Source organism: Mycolicibacterium sp. TUM20985, from assembly GCF_030295745.1.
Lineage (GTDB): Bacteria > Actinomycetota > Actinomycetes > Mycobacteriales > Mycobacteriaceae > Mycobacterium.
The window spans coordinates 5,484,071-5,501,605 of record NZ_AP027291.1; the positions used below are offsets into that span (position 1 = coordinate 5,484,071).

A 17,535-nucleotide genomic window follows, 5' to 3' on the forward strand; every position below is an offset into this window, starting at 1 on the left:
TCTCCCCTCACCGGACCGTCGGCATGCCGATGGGCACCTTCCGGCCGGATCGCTTGGTGAATTCGATTGTGGGATCGACGACTTCGGGCGCGTTGACGAACGATACGAACCGCGACAACTTGTCGGGATCGTCGAGCACCCCCTTCCATTCGCAGCCGTAGCCGTCGACGTGCCTGGCGACGGCGTCCTCGAACTCCGCGGCCAAGCCGAGCGAGTCGTGGCACACCACGTCGCGCAGATGATCCAGGCCGCCCTCCAGGCCCTCCACCCACGGCGCGGTGCGTTGGAGTCGGTCCGCGGTGCGGATGTAGAACATCAGGAAGCGGTCGACGTAGCGGATCAGCGTCTCGTCGTCGAGATCGCCGGCCAGCAGCTGCGCGTGTCGTGGTGTCGCGCCGCCGTTTCCGCCGACGTAGAGGTTCCACCCGGTCTCGGTGGCGATGACCCCGACGTCCTTGCCCCGCGCCTCGGCGCATTCCCGCGCACAGCCGGACACGCCCATCTTGATCTTGTGCGGGGCGCGCAGTCCGCGGTACCGCAGCTCGAGGTCGATCGCCATCTGCACCGAATCCTGTTGGCCGTAGCGGCACCAGTCGCTGCCGACACAGCTCTTCACGGTGCGCAACGCCTTGCCGTAGGCGTGGCCGGACTCCATGCCGCCGTCGACGAGCCGGCGCCAGATCAGGGGCAGCTGGTCGACGGTCGCGCCGAACATGTCGATGCGCTGCCCGCCGGTGATCTTGGTGTACAGGCCGAAGTCGCGGGCGATCTCGCCGATCAGGATCAGCTGCTCGGCGGTGATGTCCCCGCCAGGCACCCTTGGCACCACCGAGTAGCTGCCGTTGCGCTGGATGTTCGCCAGGAAGTGGTCGTTGGAATCCTGCAGCGAGGCCTGCTCGCCGTCGAGGATGTGCTCCGAGCTCGTCGACGCCAGGATGGAGGCGACCACGGGTTTGCAGATGTCGCAACCACTTCCGTTGCCGTAGCGTGCGACGAGGCCCGAGAACGTACGGACGCCCGACGCGGCGACGATCTCGAACAGCTCGGCGCGCGACTGCGCGAAGTGCTCGCACAGCGCCTTCGACTGCACCACGCCGTGCGACTCCAGCAGTTGTTTCAGAAGTGGGACACAGGATCCGCACGACGTGCCCGCCTTGGTGCAGTTCTTCAAGGCGGGCACATCCGTGCAGCCGTCGGTGATCGCGTCGGTGAGATCACCCTTGCTGACGTTGTTGCAGGAGCAGATCTGGGCCGCGGCTGGCAGGGCACCGAGGCCGAGTGTCGCTCCCTCTGAATCGGATCCGGCCGGCGCGATGATAGCGAGCGGGTCGCCCGGCAGTTGCTCGCCGACCATCGGCCGCAGCATGCCGTAGGCGGACGCATCACCCACCAGGATGCCGCCGAGCAGAGTGCGGGCGTCATCGGAGAGCACCAGTTTGGCGTAGGTCTGCTTGACGGCGTCGTTGACCACGACCTCGAGACAGTCGGGGGTGACACCCATCGCGTCGCCGAAGCTCGCCACGTCGACACCAAGAAGCTTCAGCTTGGTGGACATGTCGGCGACGCCGAACTCCGCGGAGCCGCCGAGCAGCCCGTCGGCGACGACCTCCGCGCTGGTGTAGCCCGGGCCCACCAGCCCGTAGCAGCGGCCCTCGATCGCAGCCACCTCACCGATCGCATACACATCGGAATAGCCGGTGGCACAACGGGCGTCGGTGAGCACCCCGCCGCGGTCGGCCACCGGGATACCTGCAGCGCGCGCGAGTTCGTCTCGCGGCCGCACACCCGCCGCGAAGATCACCACCCCCGCGTCGATCGCGGAACCGTCGGTCAGGTTGACGCGGACACCGCCGTCGGCCGCCTCGATGGAGGTGGTACCGACGTCGGAGTGCACGCTGATGCCGAGTTCCCCGACCATCCGCTGCAGCAACGCGCCACCGGCCTCGTCGAGCTGCTGGCTCATCAGTCGCGGTGAGCGTTCGACGACGTGTGGCGTCAACCCGAACTGGCGCAACGCATTCGCGGCCTCCAGACCGAGCAGCCCCCCGCCGACCACCACCCCCGCCGCGGCGTCACCAGCTCGCCGCGCCCCGTCGCGGATCCCGTCGAGGTCGTCCAGAGTGCGGTAGACGTGACAGTGGGGCAGGTCATGACCGGGGACGGGCGGCACGAAGGCATACGAGCCGGTGGCTAATACCAGTGCGTCGTAAGCGATTCTGCGGCCCAACACCGTCGTGACGTAACGACCAGCCGGGTCGATCCTGGTGGCCCGGTCCCGCAGGATCAGCTCGACGTGGTCGTCACCGGCATAGTCGTTGCCCGCGAGCGCCATCCGACCGCGGTCCCAGTGCTCGGTGTAACCGGTCAGGCCGACGCGGTCGTAGGCGGCCTCGCGCTCCTCGGCCAGGACGGTCACCCACCAGACATCCGAGACGTCGCGCGCCCGCAGGGCCTCCACGAACCGGTGGCCGACCATGCCGTGCCCGATGACGACGACCCGCTTCTGCAAAGGCATGCCGTCACGCTAGAGAGCCGACGTTGCCGTCATGTCGCCTCGCGTGAAGCACCCGTCACGGTGTGCTCACCCACCGCCGGACCGGGCTGTGAGCACTCAGACGTGGCCGGCGTTCGTGGGTGTCGTCGTGCCGTACGGATTGGAGATGGTCGCCGGTGCCGACGGGGTCGACTCGTCGCCCGGCGCCGGCCCGGCGTCGGGCGCCCCGGTGATCGGCGGTACACCCGAATCCTGGCTCGTCTGGACGCTGGGGACCGCATAGCTCTCCCGCGTCGACGACGACGTGGTGTACGGCGCCGCCGACGTCGTGTCCACGTACGGGGCAGGTGGAACGAACGCGGGCGCGTGTGAGGAGTCCGAGGTCCGGATCACCGCCACCACCAGGATCGCGACCAGCGCTACGGCCGCGGCCGCCGCGGCCCAGATCACGGCGGGGTGATCACGGCCCGTCTCCCGGTCGTCCTCGTCATCCACGGCCGGCATGGTAGAGCCACCGGCCGAACATCGGGGAAACTCGTTCAGTCGTCCAGCAGGGTGAACTCGTGCCGGTAGGTGCCGTCGCCGTTGCGAGTCGTCGCCACCTGACCGCGCGACCCGATGAAGGTGCCGGTGCCCCCGACGACCGCCCGCAACTGTGGTGCGCTTGGCGTCATCTCGACGGCCTCGCCGCGGTAGGTCGACTCGCCAATCACCGCCAGCATGTTGCCTCCGCCGAGGTCGAAGGACAGCTGGCCGAGCCGGTCGGCGTCGACGTCACCGGTCTCGGCGTCGGGAACGTCCGCGGTGATGAGGAAGCCGGTCAACAGGCCGTTCTCGCCGTGGTCCCCGGTGATGACGGACTCATACAGCACCGCATCGGCCACACTCGCTCCTGGCATGTCCGCGTCGACGGGATGCAGGGCGGGCGGCTGCTGGGTCAGCACGAACGTGTGGGTTCGACCCTCGGCCTGCGCCGGCGGCAGGGCCCCGACACCGACGCACGCGAAGCCGATCGCTGCGACGGCCGTCAGGGCGCGCATTCCTGCGTGAACGTGCATCGCACTACCTCCGGTCGAACCGCCGAACGGTGACGACTCACAGGCGGTTGCGGTGAACCTAGCGCGCGTCAGCGCCAGCGGGCCAGCAGCGTCTCCGCATGACCGGACAGCACCCGCTGGAAGAACGGGCCGAAGCTGATGCGCCCGACCCCGAGCGGGCCGAACGACGCGGGATCATCGGTGTCGGGTATCGCGATGGCGTTCACCGGCAGCGGCAGTTCGGACGTCAGGCGTCGCATGGTGTCGTCATCGTGGCGCCCGACGGGGTACAGGCTGTCGGCACCGGCGTCGGCCGCCAGCGTCAGGCGGGCGATGGCGCGATCGACGCGATCGGACTCGTCGCCGTCCCCCCTGATGAAGAGGTCGGTCCTGGCGTTGAGGACCACGTGCACGCCCGCCGCATCCGAGGCCGCGCGCAATTCGCCGACCAGCGCGGCATGCTCCTCGGGCGTGCGCAGCCGCTTGTTCTCCTTGTGCACGGTGTCTTCGATGTTCAGCCCCACCGCACCCGCCGCGAGGAGCCCGTCGATCAGGCGCTCGGCCGTTTCGCCGTACCCCGATTCGACGTCCACCGAGATGGGCACGTCGACCGCGCCGGTGATCTGTGCGACGCGCGCCGTCAGATCGTCGAATGACATGCCCTCACCGTCGGCCTTGCCCACCGAGTCCGCCACGGGGTGACTGCCGACGGTCAGCGCGGCAAATCCGGCGCCGACCGCGATCGTGGCCGACCACGCGTCCCATACCGTCGGCAAGACCACCGGGTTGCCTGACACGTGCAGCGCCTTCAGCGCCGCCGCCCGCTCTTGAAGAACCTCTTTCGACACTTCTTCGACCTCCGCTGTTTCGACGTGACCCGTCTCACTCTTATCTCTGTCTGTGACTAGCATCGATTGTCGTACTGTGATCCGTGACACCCTTCAGCCCAAGGAGGTCAACTCCGTTGTCCACTACCACCGAACTCGACCAGCTACACGAGTTGATCGGCGGCCTCCGCCGTTGCGTCTCGTCGTTGGCTTCACGCTACGGCGACACCGCTGCGATGCGCCGCATCGTCAACGATGCCGAACGCATTCAGAACGACATCGACCGGCTCGACATCGATGCCGAGGAGTTGAACCTTGCGCGAGGGGTAAGCCACCACCACCACATCGGGGAGAAGATCGGAATCCCCGACACCCAGTACGCCAGCGACTTCTGGCAGGACGTGGACGACGACGGTCCCGTCAGCCCGTCGCCGTTCGATTGACCGTTCCACCCCGGATTTCACGACGAAGTGAGGAACAACCCTTGAGCGCACCCACCGCCGGCCGCCCCGGCACCGGTGTCTTCTCGCCGACGCGCGCGCAGATCAAACAGCGCACGCTTCGCACCGACAACTGGTGGAAGTCGCCGGTGGTCACCGACCTCGGCTTCGCGGCATTCGTCATCTATGCGACCGTGCGGGCGTTCCAGCAGGACCACTTCTTCGTGCCGCAGTACCACTACCTGACCCCGTTCTACTCACCGTGCATCAGCACGGGATGCGGGGAGGCCAGCGGCTTCTGGCCGCAGATCCTGCCCGACGTGTGGTGGCTGCCCTATGCGGCGGCGTCCCTGCCGTTCCTTCTGCTCTTCCGGTTGACCTGCTACTACTACCGCGGCGCCTACTACCGCTCGGTGTGGCAGTCGCCGACCGCCTGCGCCGTCGCCGAACCGCGGGCGAAGTACACCGGCGAGACCCGGCTCCCGCTGGTCATCCAGAACACGCACCGGTACTTCTTCTACATCGCCGGGATCATCTCGTTGATCAACACCTATGACGCGATCGAGGCGTTCCAGTCACCGTCCGGCTTCGGATTCGGCCTGGGCAACATCGTCCTGCTCGTGAACGTCGTGATGCTGTGGGTCTACACGTTGTCCTGCCACTCCTGCCGCCACGTCGTCGGCGGACGGCTCAAGCACTTCTCCAAGCACCCCGTCCGGTACTGGATGTGGGGCCAGGTGAGCAGGCTCAACACCCGGCACAAGCTGTATGCGTGGATCACGCTCGGCACCCTGATGCTCACCGACTTCTACGTCATGCTGGTCGCCAGCGGCACGATCTCGGACCTGAGATTCGTTGGCTGACAAGATCATTCAAGAACTAGTAAGGATCACCCATGACTGAGTTAGAACGGCACGAATACGACGTGGTCGTGATCGGCGCCGGCGGTGCAGGGCTGCGCGCAGTGATCGAGGCCCGCGAACGCGGCCAACGCGTTGCGGTGGTGACCAAATCACTGTTCGGCAAGGCGCACACCGTGATGGCCGAGGGTGGGTGCGCCGCGGCGATGCGCAACGTCAACTCCAAGGACTCCTGGCAGGTGCACTTCGGTGACACCATGCGCGGCGGCAAGTTCCTCAACAACTGGCGGATGGCCGAACTGCACGCGCAGGAAGCCCCCGACCGGGTGTGGGAGCTGGAGACCTACGGTGCGCTGTTCGACCGCACCAAGGACGGCAAGATCAGCCAGCGCAACTTCGGCGGGCACACCTACCCGCGGCTGGCGCACGTCGGCGACCGGACCGGGCTGGAGATCATCCGCACCCTGCAGCAGAAGATCGTCTCGCTGCAGCAGGAGGACATGCGGGAACTCGGCGACTACGAAGCCCGGATCAAGGTCTTCCACGAATGCTCGATCACCGACCTGATCCTCGACAAGGGCCCCCGCGAGAACGCGAGCGCCGAGCACGAGGCGACCGGTTCCACCGGCGGCCCCACCGGCAAGATCGCCGGTGCCTTCGGCTACTGGCGCGAGACCGGCAACTTCATCCTGTTCGAGGCGCCCGCGGTGGTGCTGGCGACGGGCGGCATCGGCAAGTCGTTCAAGGTGTCGTCGAACTCGTGGGAGTACACCGGCGACGGCCACGCCCTGGCACTGCGCGCCGGTTCCAGCCTGGTCAACATGGAGTTCATCCAGTTCCACCCGACGGGCATGGTCTGGCCGCTGTCGGTGAAGGGCATCCTCGTCACCGAGGGCGTCCGCGGGGACGGCGGAGTGCTGAAGAACTCCGAGGGCAAGCGGTTCATGTTCGACTACATCCCCCCGGTGTTCAAGGGCCAGTACGCCGAGACCGCGGAGGAAGCCGATCAATGGCTCAAGGACAACGACTCCGCCCGTCGCACCCCTGACCTGCTGCCCCGCGACGAGGTGGCCCGAGCCATCGTGGCCGAGGTCAAGGCGGGCCGCGGCACCCCGCACGGCGGGGTCTACCTCGACATCGCCTCGCGCATGCCGACCGAGGAGATCAAGCGCCGACTCCCGTCGATGTATCACCAGTTCATCGAGCTGGCCGAGGTCGACATCACCAAGGACGAGATGGAGGTCGGGCCGACCTGTCACTACGTGATGGGCGGAATCGAGGTCGATCCCGACACCGGTGGGGCAGCCACCCCGGGTCTGTTCGCCGCGGGCGAGTGCTCCGGTGGCATGCACGGCTCGAATCGTCTCGGCGGCAACTCGCTGTCCGACCTGCTCGTGTTCGGCCGCCGCGCCGGGCTCGGGGCGGCGGACTACGTGCGGGCGCTGCCCGAGCGGCCGAAGATCTCGCAGGACTCGCTCGACGAGGCCGAGAAGATGGCGCTGGCGCCGTACGAGCCGCACGACAATCCCGAGAACCCGTACACGCTGCACGCCGAGCTTCAGCAGTCGATGAACGATCTCGTCGGCATCATCCGCAAGGAAGAGGAGATCCACGAGGCGCTCGCCAAGCTCGACGAGCTCAGGGGCCGGCTGCAGAACGTCGCCGTCGAGGGTGGCCGGGTGTACAACCCGGGCTGGCACCTGGCGATCGACATGCGCAACATGCTCCTGGTCAGCGAGTGCGTGGCGAAGGCCGCGCTGCAGCGCACCGAGAGCCGCGGCGGACACACCCGTGATGACCATCCGGCGATGGACGCCGACTGGCGCAACAAGCTGCTGGTGTGCCGCACGACGGAGGCGGCGACCGCCGAGGCCATGGTTCCGGGCGTCACCGTCGCCCCGGAGGAGCAGGTCCCGATGCGACCGGATCTGCTCGAGGTCTTCGAGCTCTCCGAACTCGAGAAGTACTACACCGACGCCGAATTGACCGAACACCCAGAACGGAAGGGCTGACATGGCTGCCTACAACGCGAGTCTTCGGGTCTGGCGCGGCGACGACGCGGGCGGCGAGCTGAAGGACTACACCGTCGAGGTCAACGAAGGCGAGGTCGTGCTCGACATCATCCACCGGCTGCAGGCCACCCAGGCCAACGACCTCGCGGTGCGCTGGAACTGCAAGGCGGGCAAGTGCGGGTCGTGTTCGGCGGAGGTCAACGGCCGGCCCCGGCTGATGTGCATGACGCGGATGTCGACGTTCGGTGAGGACGAGACGGTCACCGTCACGCCGCTGCGTGCCTTCCCCGTCATGCGCGATCTGGTGACCGACGTGTCGTTCAACTACGAGAAGGCACGCGAGATCCCGTCGTTCACCCCGCCGAAGGATCTGCAGCCGGGCGAATACCGCATGCAGCAGGAGGACGTGAACCGGAGCCAGGAGTTCCGCAAGTGCATCGAGTGCTTCCTGTGTCAGAACGTCTGCCACGTGGTGCGTGACCACGAGGACAACAAGGAGTCGTTCTCCGGGCCGCGGTATCTGATGCGGGTGGCCGAGCTCGACATGCATCCGCTGGACACCGTGGACCGCAAGGACATGGCGCAGGAGGACTTCGGGCTGGGCTACTGCAACATCACCAAGTGCTGCACCGAGGTCTGCCCCGAGCACATCAAGATCACCGACAACGCGTTGATCCCGATGAAGGAACGCGTCGCCGATCGCAAGTACGACCCGATCGTGTGGCTGGGGGACAAGCTCTTCAAGCGATAGCGTCCGCGTCCTCTCGCGAACGTGAAGTGGCTGCGAAATTCCTTCGGGAGTCTCGCAGCCACTTCACGTTGGGCGTAGGCTCGTGACAGCGGCCAGTCAACGACGAAAGGCAGCAGACTCATGCGAGAAACGATCAGCGTCAACGACATTCGCACCGCGATCCGCGAACTCTCCCTGCGCGCTCAGCTCGCCCGCAAGGAGGGCAGACCGCAGGACGCCGCCGAACTCGAGCGACGCGTCGACGGGTACCGCGACGAGTTGGCTCAGCGCCCCTGAACCTGCCGCTCAGCCGCCGAGGCGGCGGAACGCGCTGCGATGGAAGACGATCGGCGCGACGTCGTCGTGCACGGTGATGTCGTGCACCCGCAGGACCACGATCGTGTGATCACCGGCCACCACTTCCTGCTCGATCGCGCTCTCCAGCCACACGCTGGTGCCGTGGATGAACACCGCGCCGCGGTCGGACGAGCTGGTCTCCAGCCCGGCGAAGCGGTCACCGGTCTTGGCAGCCAGCGTCTTCGCCGCGGCGTCATGCGCCTCGCCAAGCACGCTGATCCCGAGGAACGGCAGATCCTTCAGCTTCGGCCACGTGGTCGAGGTGTTCTGCACGCAGAACGACACCAGGGGCGGGTCCAGGGACACCGGGACGAAGGTGCTGGCGGCCAGCCCCACCCGAATGCCGTCCAACTGGGCGGCGATGGCAATCACACCCGACGGGAAGTGCCCGAAGGCTTCGCGCAGGGACGTCGGACTCAGATCGGTGCCGGTCATAACACCTCCATCTTCACATGTAACGGCGCGCGGCGGCAGGACACAGTAGAACCCATCTTCGTCGTGCGGGCAGACCGGGGGCAGGGTCTCAATCCTGGTGAATCCAACGCGCCGACGGGCGGTAACCTGTCGCGCATGCCGACGCAGTCGCACCCGTTCTAGCCGGACGTCGTCGACCGCCATGTGGCCCACGCTCTTGATGATGGCCGTCGCCGTCAGCCTGGAGCCGTTCCGGGTCGGGATGACGGTGCTGATGCTGAACCGCCGACGACCGCAACTGCAGCTGCTCGTGTTCCTGTGCGGCGGGTTCGCCATGGGCACGACGGTCGGCCTGGTGGTGCTGTTCGTCCTCCGCCAGCGGCTGATGGAGTCCAATCACTTCACGCTGCCCAAGGTGCAGCTGGCGATCGGCGGACTGGCGCTGGTGGTCGCGGTCTATCTCGCGCTGCGACCCCGACCCGCCGACGCTGGTGAGGGCTGGACGTCGACGTTGGCACTCCGGCTGACCCATGGCGGCTCGCTGTGGGCCGCGGCGGTGGCCGGGCTCGCGATCGCGCTACCGTCGGTGGACTTCCTCGCCGTGCTCGCGGTCATCCTGGCGTCGGGGATCGGCGCCGCGACGCAGGTGGCGGCGCTGATGCTCTTCCAGGTCGTGGCATTCATGCTCGTCGAAATCCCGCTGATCGCGTATCTCATTGCACCGCAACGCACATTGGCGGCGATGACGTCACTCAACGAGTGGGTACGATCGCGGCGCCGCCGCGAGGTGGCCGCGACGCTGGGCACCGTCGGAGCCGTCCTCGTCACCGTCGGGTTGGTGACGCTGTAGATCCGTCGCTAGGGCTTCGGCTGGTGGCTCGTCACGTACTGCAGTCCGGCGAGGAGTTGCGACACGGGATCGGAGCCGCCGCCGAAGGCCGCCTTGGTGGCCGGCGCAGTGACCTCGGCCGGGTCGTAGCCGTTCAGCGGATCCACCGTGATCGGCGCGCTCAGCGGATCGTCGTTGCGTGAGTACCCCGCGTCGACCATGGGCTGCAGCACCGCGTCGAGCCGGTTCAGCGTCTCCGTCGGCACCCCGAGGTACTTGAACGGCAGCACCAACGGAAGGTGCTGCTCGGGAATCATGATCGTCGTGTTCTTGGCGCCCCGGGAGTTGACCGTCGTCACGATGTTCTTCGCCGGCACCATGCTCGGGTTGGTGAAGGCCACCGCGGTGTGACCGGTCGCCAGACCCACGATCGCGTTGGCGACGCTCATCCAGTTGTCCGGCCGGTCCGGCCAGTCGGCGATGCTGTCGTAGGCGGAGACGAACTGGTAGGTGTCGTACTGGCTATCGACCCTGGGCGCGATGCGGTAGTCGAGGGACGGGACCACGCTGCCTACGGGGAACATCTGGGTCAGGAAGCTCTCGCCGAAGGCGTGCTTGCCCACGGGGTTGCCGTACATGGCGAAGCTCAGCTGATCCGGTGGCGGGGCGGCCGGGTCGTACGCCAGCTCGTTCTGCACGTCGTTGAGCACCATCGCGCCCTCGGACAGCCCGATCGCCGTGCCTTGACCGCCCGCGTTGATCGCGTTGATCACGTTGGGTGTGCCCTCGTCGACCGACTCGCCGACGCTGGGACCGTCGATGCCGAGGCCCGGGAAGTTCTCCTCGAGCCGCCCGATGCCGGGGAACAGCCGTTCCAGCGTGTGACCCTGCACCTGTCCCGCCGGGTAGTCGACGATTTGCCGATCCAGCCCGGGGAACCAGTCCGCGCCCGTCCTCATGATGTATTCGTCGTAGGGGATGCCCAGCACGTGAGCGCCGCCGAGCGCGTACGCCCGGCCCGGCGTTCCCAGCGGTGTCGGTGTTCCGTTGGCCGGCGGGTTGGGGGGCGGCGGCGGATCGTCGGCCGCCGCGCTGCCGGCACCGAAACACCCTGCGGCGCCGACGGTTACCACAGCGGTGACCGTCGCAACGATTTTCCGCATTCCCACTCCCATGCTCGATGACGCGTCTGCCGTGCAAGCCGAGCCCACTAGGCGTCCAACCGCGCGAATTGATCCTGCAGGTACTGCTCGGCGCTGGCGGCACGCCGAACCTTGCCGCTCGTCGTGGTGGGGATCGACCCCGGCGGCACCAGCACCAGATCCGCGACGTTCAGACCGTGCACATTGGATATCGCGGAGGTGACGTCGCTCCTGATCCCGCTGAGCCAGGTCGTCACTCCTGCGTCGGGGTCGGCGGGCTCCTTGAGTTCGATCACGGTCACCAACTCCTCGGTGCCCTTGACCGAGACCGCCAGCGCCGCGACCCGGCCGCGCGTGATCTCCTGGACCGTCGCCTCGATGTCCTCGGGATAGTGATTGCGTCCGCGAACGATGAGCAGGTCCTTGATGCGCCCGACGATGAACAACCCGCCCTCGTGGACGAAGCCGAGGTCGCCGGTGCGCAGCCACGGCGTGGCGGGCGTGCCGGGCGAGGCATCGGCGAGCGTCGCGCCGAAGCCCAGTTGCTCCTCCGGCGGCCTGCTCCAGTAACCGGCAGCGGCGTTGTCACCATGCACCCAGATCTCGCCGACCACGTCCGGTGCGCACTCCCGGTTCGTGTCGACGTCGACTATCCGCACCAGGGGTGACTGCCGCATTTCGTATCGCACCAGCGCCGAGCCCGCTCCGGCCGCGCACCGCTGGGCGCGGCCCGCGGACAGTTCGTCGACGTCGAAGTGGACGGCCTGCGACGAATCGCTCCAGAGGCCAGCTGCCACGAACACCGTCGCCTCTGCCAGCCCGTACGACGGACGCAGCATGTGACCTCGAAACCCGAAGTGCGCAAACCGATCTGCGAATCGTTCCAGGCTGGCCGGCTCGACGCGTTCGGCACCGTTGATAATGCCGTGCACCCCGCCGAGATCGAGCCCGGCGAGGTCGCCTTCGGTGGTCTTGCGGACGGCCAGGTCGAAGGCGAAGTTGGGTGCCGCCGAGAAGGCGCGGGGACTGCCAGCGAGCGCCTGCAGCCATCTGGCCGGTCTCTCCAAGAACGCCGTCGGGCTGGACAGCTCGACGGGAAACCCGCTCAGGATGGGTGCGCAGACCCCCAGCACCAGGCCCATGTCGTGGTAGAAGGGCAACCACGAGACGAATGTGGCACCGGTGACGGGTCTGCCCTGCGCATCGACGAAGAAGGCGCGCATGATCTGATCGAAATTCGCCCTGGAGGTTGCGGTGCGAGATCATGACGCCGGTCGGCAGCCGCGTCGAACCCGAGCTGTATTGCAGATACGCGGTGCCGGGAAAGTCAACCGTCGCGACGTCCATGCCGCCGTCGAACTCGAGGTTCAGCGAATCAATGTCGAGGATCCTCGGTGCGGTGTCCAGACGTGACTGGTCGACGTAGTCGCCGACGTCGTCGGCGACTGCGGACGTCGTCAGCACGACCGCGGGCGACGTGTCCTCGAAGACGGTGCTCACGCGCTCGTGGGTCGAGCCGCGATGCGGCAGCGGGAGCGGAACCGCGACCAACCCGGCCTGCATCGAACCCAGGAAGGCGGCGACGTAGTCGAGGCTCTGCGGCGCCAGAATCACCGCCCGGTCCCCGACCGACGCATGCTGGCCGAGTTCGCGTGCCACGTTCATCGTGCGGCGGGACAGCTGCGACCACGTGAGGCTCTCCCGGACACCCGCGGGGTCGCGCGTGTAGTCGGTGAACGTCATCGCCACGTCGTTCGGGCGCATACTGGCCCGCCCGTGCAGCATCGCGAGTATCGAGGAGCTTGGTATCGACGTCACGCTATTTCCATACTCAGTCGTCCCATTCGACGGCGGCAGCCTTCATGCATCACCATGAGCCCGCTCGAGTTCATTCAGTGTCACATAACTCACGAGCGGCGTCTCATTCCGCCGCGACCGTCGGCGCCCGCTGCGTCGACTCCCGGTCGCCCACCCGGGACGGCCACCAATTCGCCCGCCCGACCAGCGTCGCGATGGCCGGCACCGTGATGGTGCGCACCACGAAGGTGTCCAGCAGAATCCCGACCCCGATCACGAAACCGCTCTGGACCACGATGCCGATGCTGGAGAACAGCAGCCCGGCCATCGACGCGGCGAAGATGAGTCCCGCCGCGGTGATGACGCCACCCGTGGACCGCAGCGTACGGATGATCCCGTAGCGCACGCTGCGCTGAGATTCCTCCCGCATCCGCGATACGAAGAGCATGTTGTAGTCGGCACCGACCGCGACCAGCACCACGAACGCCAACGGCGGCACGCTCCAGTGCAGCTGCTGCCCGAGGATCAGTTGGAACGCCAGAACGCCGACGCCGATGGCCGCGAAGTACGAGATCACCACCGAGCCGACGAGATAGAGCGGCGCGATGAGCGACCGCAGCACCACCATCAAGGTCAGCAGGACGACGATGAGCGTCGCGGCGATGATGAACCGGATGTCCTGCTCGTAGTAGTCACGGGTGTCCCGCAGCGCGACGGGGAAGCCACCCATCGAGATCGTGGCATCGGACAGCGCGGTGTTCGGTTGAGCGCCGCGGGCGACGTCGGAGATCTGGTTGACCTGATCCATCGCCTCGGAGCTGAACGGGTTCAGCTTCGTCTGGACGAGGTAGCGCACCGAGTGTCCGTCGGGTGAGATGTACGCCGCGGAGGCCTTCTTGAAGTCCGCCAGACCGAGCACCTCGGGTGGGATGTTGAAGCCCGCCATCGACGGGTTGGCGGCGTCGGACCGCATCGACAGCAGGAACGCCGACGCCTGGTCGAGTCCGTCGGCCATCACCGCGACCTGATCGACGAGCTGGTCGACGCCGCCCGCGACGTCCTTGCTGCCGCCGGCCAAGCGGTTGGCACCCTGTTGCAGCTGGGTCAGGCTGCTCTGAGGACCGCCGGGCTTGTCCAGCCCCGCTGCCTTCGCCGCCTTGGAGAAGCTCGCCAACGCGCCGTTGAGCTTGTTCACCGTCGCCGACAGCGTCTCCTTGTCACCGGTGCTCGCCAACTGCTGTACGGCGGCGTTTACCTCGTCGAGGGCTCCCGAGTCCCGCTCCGCGGCGAGCCGCTCGAACTGGTTGCGCGTGTCCGTGCAGGAGGGATCGGCGTTGCACACCGGATTGCCCTGTAGCGCAACCAGAACCGGGCCGATCCAGCCGAACATGTCCCTGGCGGTCGCGAAGTTCACGCCCATGGAGTTGCCGAGCCGGTTGAGGGCCTTGACCAGCCTGGCGGCGGACTCGACGTCCCGCACCAGCTTGTCGCCACCGTCCTTGCTCTTCATGGCGGAGAACGCGTCGAGCAGACTCTGGATGCTCGGCGCCATCTGGTTGACCTGGGCGCGCACGGTCCCGAGGCTGTCGGCCAACGTGTTGGCTCCCGCAGCGAGCCGCTTGAGGTCACCGCCGCGCTGGCCGATCTCGGCCGAGCCCGTGGCCAGCCGATCACCCACGATGCCCGCCTGATAGGTGGCCCTGAACTCGCGCGGAACCTCCCCAAGGGGCCGGGTGATACCGCTGACCAGTCCGACGTTCGGGAGCTGGGCGACGCGTGAGGCCATCTGCTCGAGATCCGCGAGCGCCTGCGGTGAGCGCAGGTCGTGCGGTGACTGGACGAGGATGTACTCGGGGATGGCCTGGCTGATCGGGAAGTGCCGTTCCAGGGCGGTGTAACCGATCGAACTCGGCGCGGACGACGCCACCACCTTGCGATCGTCGTAGTTGAAGTGCGCGACCGTCGCGAGGCTGGCCAGGATTGCCAACACGAGCAGGCTGACCACCAGGTGCGGCACCGGCTTGCGCACGATCCGGATCCCGGATCGCTGCCAGAACCGCGTGGTCAGTTCACGACGCGGCTTGACCCACCCGCGTGGTCCGGCGAGCACCAGAATCGCCGGCAGCAGCGTCACCCCGGCCAGGTAGGCGACACCGATCCCGATCGCCGAGGACACCCCGACGGTCTTGAACACGCCCATCTTGGCGAAGCTCAGGCAGAGGAAGGTCAGACCGACCGTGGCCGCCGACGCGGTGATCACCTTGCCGATCGACGTCATCGCGGCCTTGACGGCCTGTTCGGGCTCGGCGCCGGACCGAATGTAGTCGTGATAGCGACTGATCAGGAAGACCGCGTAGTCCGTTCCGGCGCCCGCCATGATCGCGCTCAGGAAGACGATGGACTGATTGGATACGCCCGACCCCGTGAGTTCGGAGTAGCCCGCCACCAGCGCCTGCGCGATCACCAGTGAGCCCCCGATGGTGACCAGCGGCAGCAGCATCGTGACCGCGCTGCGGTAGACCAGCAGTAGCACCAGGAGGACCAGGACGGCGATCGCGATTTCGATGGGAAGGCGGTCCGTCTCACCGGCGACCGTGAGGTCTGCGACGGTGGCGGCTGGGCCGGTGATCTGTACGGACAGTCCGTCGCCGGCTCCGGAACCACCGTTGGGGACGTTGTGCTCGACGATGTCGGCGACGCGGGTGAAGGACTCGAAGGCCCGCGGCGTGCCCAGCTCACCCTCGAGAGTGACCGGCAACACCCAGGTGGTCTTGTCCTCGCTCGTCATGAAACCCCGCAGCTGCGGTGTGCTGACGAAGTCCTGCACCGTCACGACGTCTCTGACGTCATCGCGGATCGCGTCCACCAGCGATCGGTAGACCGTCTCGTCGGCGCGCGTCAAACCCGTTTCGTTGATGAGGGCGATGACGAGGAGGTTGCCCGAACCGGGCTCCTTGAACGCCTCGGTCATCTTCTGCGCGGTGACGCTCGACGGTGCATCACCGGGAAGGATGACCAGCGGATGCTTCTGGGCCATCTCGCCAAGGGACGGGACCGACAGCGGAAGGGCGATCGCCATCGCGATCCACAGCCCGATCACCGCCAGTGGCCACCGCACCACCAGATCGGTCAGCCGACGCATATCGGCCTCATCGTCACGCGACGCGTCCCCAGTGACCGCTGTCGGCGACCCGCCCGGTGACGGAGCTCATCGCCGTCATGTAGCGGGTGACCGACTTCTTGGCGACCGGGTTGTCGGGATGCATGATCGCCATGACCGTGCCCTCCCCGTACCGGAAGATGTAGATGGTCAACTGGTAGGAGAACCGCCCGTCGGGGTAGATGCCGATGTTGTTGGCGAGGCCCATGGCGCTCGCCGCGAGGACGGCGTTGAGCGGCGCCGCGCCCCCGTGCAGGAAGTTCGACACCGGAAAGTTCGGCCGTGGCCAGCTCAACCACGGCGCCAGCTCGAGTACGCGGTAGTACGGCACGCGCACCATGTCCAGGCTCGAGTCGAAACACGCCTGCGCTGCCGCCGCGGCTTCGGTGAACGAGGTCGCCGCCACCGGGACGACGATCGGTATCAACCCGGTGAACCAACCCTGGGTCATGAAGTTGTCACCGGCGGTTCTGGAATCCCGTGGGGTGAGTCCGTAGTAGGTCAGGGCACCGGTGAGTTCGTGTTCGACCAATCCCAGACAGGCGAACAACCCGCCGACGAAGCGCGCACCCGAGGCAGCGCAGGCCGCTTCGAAACGTTCCGTCTGCGCCGCGTCCATCAAGACGTGGCTGGTCATATCGCTGGCGGTCGCCTCGTTCGGGTTGCCGAGCGGCAGCGGGAACTCCGGAAAGCCATCACCGTTGTTCTCGGCGAAGTCGATCCACCTGCGGACACCGGGTGAACCCGGCGTCAGCCCCGACGTGTACTCCCGCTCGCGGATGCAGAAGTCGTCGAAGCTACCGGCATCCGGGAGCGCCAGGGCCGCACCGCCTGCGCTCAGCGCCGAATACATCCCGTTGGCTTCCATCATGGTCGTGCCGATCAGCGTCGCATCCCCGTGGACGTGGTCCATGGCGGCGAAGAAGTTGAAGTGGTCGTCGTACTGAACGATTCCGAAGGTGAAGCAACCCCACTCCAGCGGATTCGGGATGTTCGTGGCGTGCGCTCGGATCTCGTCGGCCGTCATGTGCCCCTGATCGATCGGCACGAACTCGATATCGGCCGGATCGTCGATGGCACGGCGGGTGAACTCACCGGCATCGGTCTGTTCGAACCAGCTCCGGAAGGTGTCGTGCCGACGCAGGTAGGCGTTGACGGCGTGATCCATGGCGGCGACGTCGCAGTGCCCGGCGATGTCACAGCTGGCGATGATCTGCCGGGAGAAGTTCGATCCCGCGGCCTCGCGTTCGCAGTAGTTGCGCAGGTGCTGGCTCTGCATGTAGCTGACCGGAACCGGGCTAACCGCTGCTCGACGGGCCTTGTCCGCCGACGCCGCCGTCGGATGCCACGACGTCACCGCACCAGAATCCACCGCCCATTCGTGCAGAGCGCCAATCGTGATATCACCGATCCGCAAACTTCGTCCTCCCAGGTTG

At 67.0% G+C, this 17,535-nt stretch carries 14 protein-coding genes and 1 pseudogene; 6 read left to right on the forward strand and 9 right to left on the reverse strand.

All coding sequences use genetic code 11. The features are described from left to right. Nucleotides 1-7: 7 nt before the first annotated feature. The 4 genes from nirB to QUE68_RS26760 form a co-directional block, all read right to left on the reverse strand. Complete coding sequence (nirB, locus tag QUE68_RS26745) at nucleotides 8-2,515, reverse strand: nitrite reductase large subunit NirB (RefSeq protein WP_284229656.1); 2,508 nt, start codon at nucleotides 2,513-2,515, stop codon at nucleotides 8-10. 96 nt (nucleotides 2,516-2,611) lie between these two features. Then, complete coding sequence (locus tag QUE68_RS26750; protein WP_284229658.1) at nucleotides 2,612-2,989, reverse strand: hypothetical protein; 378 nt, start codon at nucleotides 2,987-2,989, stop codon at nucleotides 2,612-2,614. A 44-nt stretch (nucleotides 2,990-3,033) separates the two neighbouring features. Further along, entirely contained in the window at nucleotides 3,034-3,552 is a 519-nt protein-coding gene (locus QUE68_RS26755) for a hypothetical protein (protein WP_284229660.1), read from the reverse strand. Between the two features lie 68 nt (nucleotides 3,553-3,620). After that, complete coding sequence (locus QUE68_RS26760) at nucleotides 3,621-4,379, reverse strand: isocitrate lyase/PEP mutase family protein (RefSeq protein ID WP_284229662.1); 759 nt, start codon at nucleotides 4,377-4,379, stop codon at nucleotides 3,621-3,623. Between the two features lie 116 nt (nucleotides 4,380-4,495). Here QUE68_RS26760 and QUE68_RS26765 point away from each other — a divergent pair, with 116 nt between their 5' ends. From QUE68_RS26765 to QUE68_RS26785, 5 genes are all read left to right on the forward strand, one after another. Next, on the forward strand, nucleotides 4,496-4,801 hold the full coding sequence (locus QUE68_RS26765; protein ID WP_284229664.1) for a hypothetical protein: 306 nt from the start codon (nucleotides 4,496-4,498) through the stop codon (nucleotides 4,799-4,801). A 41-nt stretch (nucleotides 4,802-4,842) separates the two neighbouring features. Next, nucleotides 4,843-5,661, forward strand: a complete 819-nt coding sequence (locus QUE68_RS26770) for a hypothetical protein (RefSeq protein WP_284229666.1) — start codon at nucleotides 4,843-4,845, stop codon at nucleotides 5,659-5,661. A gap of 32 nt (nucleotides 5,662-5,693) precedes the next feature. After that, complete coding sequence (locus QUE68_RS26775; protein WP_284229668.1) at nucleotides 5,694-7,670, forward strand: fumarate reductase/succinate dehydrogenase flavoprotein subunit; 1,977 nt, start codon at nucleotides 5,694-5,696, stop codon at nucleotides 7,668-7,670. A 1-nt stretch (nucleotide 7,671) separates the two neighbouring features. Further along, nucleotides 7,672-8,421: a succinate dehydrogenase/fumarate reductase iron-sulfur subunit gene (locus QUE68_RS26780; protein ID WP_284229670.1), complete on the forward strand. Its 750-nt coding sequence runs from the start codon at nucleotides 7,672-7,674 to the stop codon at nucleotides 8,419-8,421. A 120-nt stretch (nucleotides 8,422-8,541) separates the two neighbouring features. After that, nucleotides 8,542-8,697 carry a hypothetical protein gene (locus QUE68_RS26785; protein WP_284229672.1) on the forward strand — a complete coding sequence of 52 codons (156 nt, stop codon included), beginning with the start codon at nucleotides 8,542-8,544 and terminating at the stop codon, nucleotides 8,695-8,697. 9 nt (nucleotides 8,698-8,706) lie between these two features. Here QUE68_RS26785 and QUE68_RS26790 read toward each other — a convergent pair whose 3' ends face one another. After that, the gene (locus QUE68_RS26790) at nucleotides 8,707-9,192 is read right to left on the reverse strand and encodes a flavin reductase family protein (protein ID WP_284229674.1); all 486 of its coding nucleotides are present in this window, start codon (nucleotides 9,190-9,192) and stop codon (nucleotides 8,707-8,709) included. A gap of 181 nt (nucleotides 9,193-9,373) precedes the next feature. Between QUE68_RS26790 and QUE68_RS26795 the strand changes: the two genes are divergently transcribed. Beyond that, nucleotides 9,374-10,021, forward strand: a complete 648-nt coding sequence (locus QUE68_RS26795; protein ID WP_284229676.1) for a GAP family protein — start codon at nucleotides 9,374-9,376, stop codon at nucleotides 10,019-10,021. Between the two features lie 8 nt (nucleotides 10,022-10,029). Here QUE68_RS26795 and pe read toward each other — a convergent pair whose 3' ends face one another. From pe to QUE68_RS26815, 4 genes and pseudogenes are all read right to left on the reverse strand, one after another. Then, entirely contained in the window at nucleotides 10,030-11,163 is a 1,134-nt protein-coding gene (pe, locus tag QUE68_RS26800; RefSeq protein ID WP_284234174.1) for an acyltransferase PE, read from the reverse strand. 47 nt (nucleotides 11,164-11,210) lie between these two features. Continuing rightward, nucleotides 11,211-12,951: pseudogene (locus QUE68_RS26805) on the reverse strand (AMP-binding protein). A gap of 112 nt (nucleotides 12,952-13,063) precedes the next feature. Beyond that, on the reverse strand, nucleotides 13,064-16,081 hold the full coding sequence (locus tag QUE68_RS26810; protein ID WP_284234176.1) for an MMPL/RND family transporter: 3,018 nt from the start codon (nucleotides 16,079-16,081) through the stop codon (nucleotides 13,064-13,066). Nucleotides 16,082-16,094: 13 nt separating this feature from the next. Further along, nucleotides 16,095-17,516 carry a condensation domain-containing protein gene (locus tag QUE68_RS26815; RefSeq protein WP_286274695.1) on the reverse strand — a complete coding sequence of 474 codons (1,422 nt, stop codon included), beginning with the start codon at nucleotides 17,514-17,516 and terminating at the stop codon, nucleotides 16,095-16,097. Nucleotides 17,517-17,535 lie beyond the last annotated feature (19 nt).

Excerpts from the sequence above, each read along its gene's own strand:
- pe (WP_284234174.1), bottom strand. The coding sequence starts at position 11,163 with ATGCGGAAAATCGTTGCGACGGTCACCGCTGTGGTAACCGTCGGCGCC.
- QUE68_RS26785 (WP_284229672.1), top strand. The coding sequence starts at position 8,542 with ATGCGAGAAACGATCAGCGTCAACGACATTCGCACCGCGATCCGCGAA.
- QUE68_RS26790 (WP_284229674.1), bottom strand. The coding sequence starts at position 9,192 with ATGACCGGCACCGATCTGAGTCCGACGTCCCTGCGCGAAGCCTTCGGG.
- QUE68_RS26780 (WP_284229670.1), top strand. The coding sequence starts at position 7,672 with ATGGCTGCCTACAACGCGAGTCTTCGGGTCTGGCGCGGCGACGACGCG.
- nirB (WP_284229656.1), bottom strand. The coding sequence starts at position 2,515 with ATGCCTTTGCAGAAGCGGGTCGTCGTCATCGGGCACGGCATGGTCGGC.
- QUE68_RS26755 (WP_284229660.1), bottom strand. The coding sequence starts at position 3,552 with ATGCACGTTCACGCAGGAATGCGCGCCCTGACGGCCGTCGCAGCGATC.
- QUE68_RS26775 (WP_284229668.1), top strand. The coding sequence starts at position 5,694 with ATGACTGAGTTAGAACGGCACGAATACGACGTGGTCGTGATCGGCGCC.
- QUE68_RS26795 (WP_284229676.1), top strand. The coding sequence starts at position 9,374 with ATGTGGCCCACGCTCTTGATGATGGCCGTCGCCGTCAGCCTGGAGCCG.
- QUE68_RS26810 (WP_284234176.1), bottom strand. The coding sequence starts at position 16,081 with ATGCGTCGGCTGACCGATCTGGTGGTGCGGTGGCCACTGGCGGTGATC.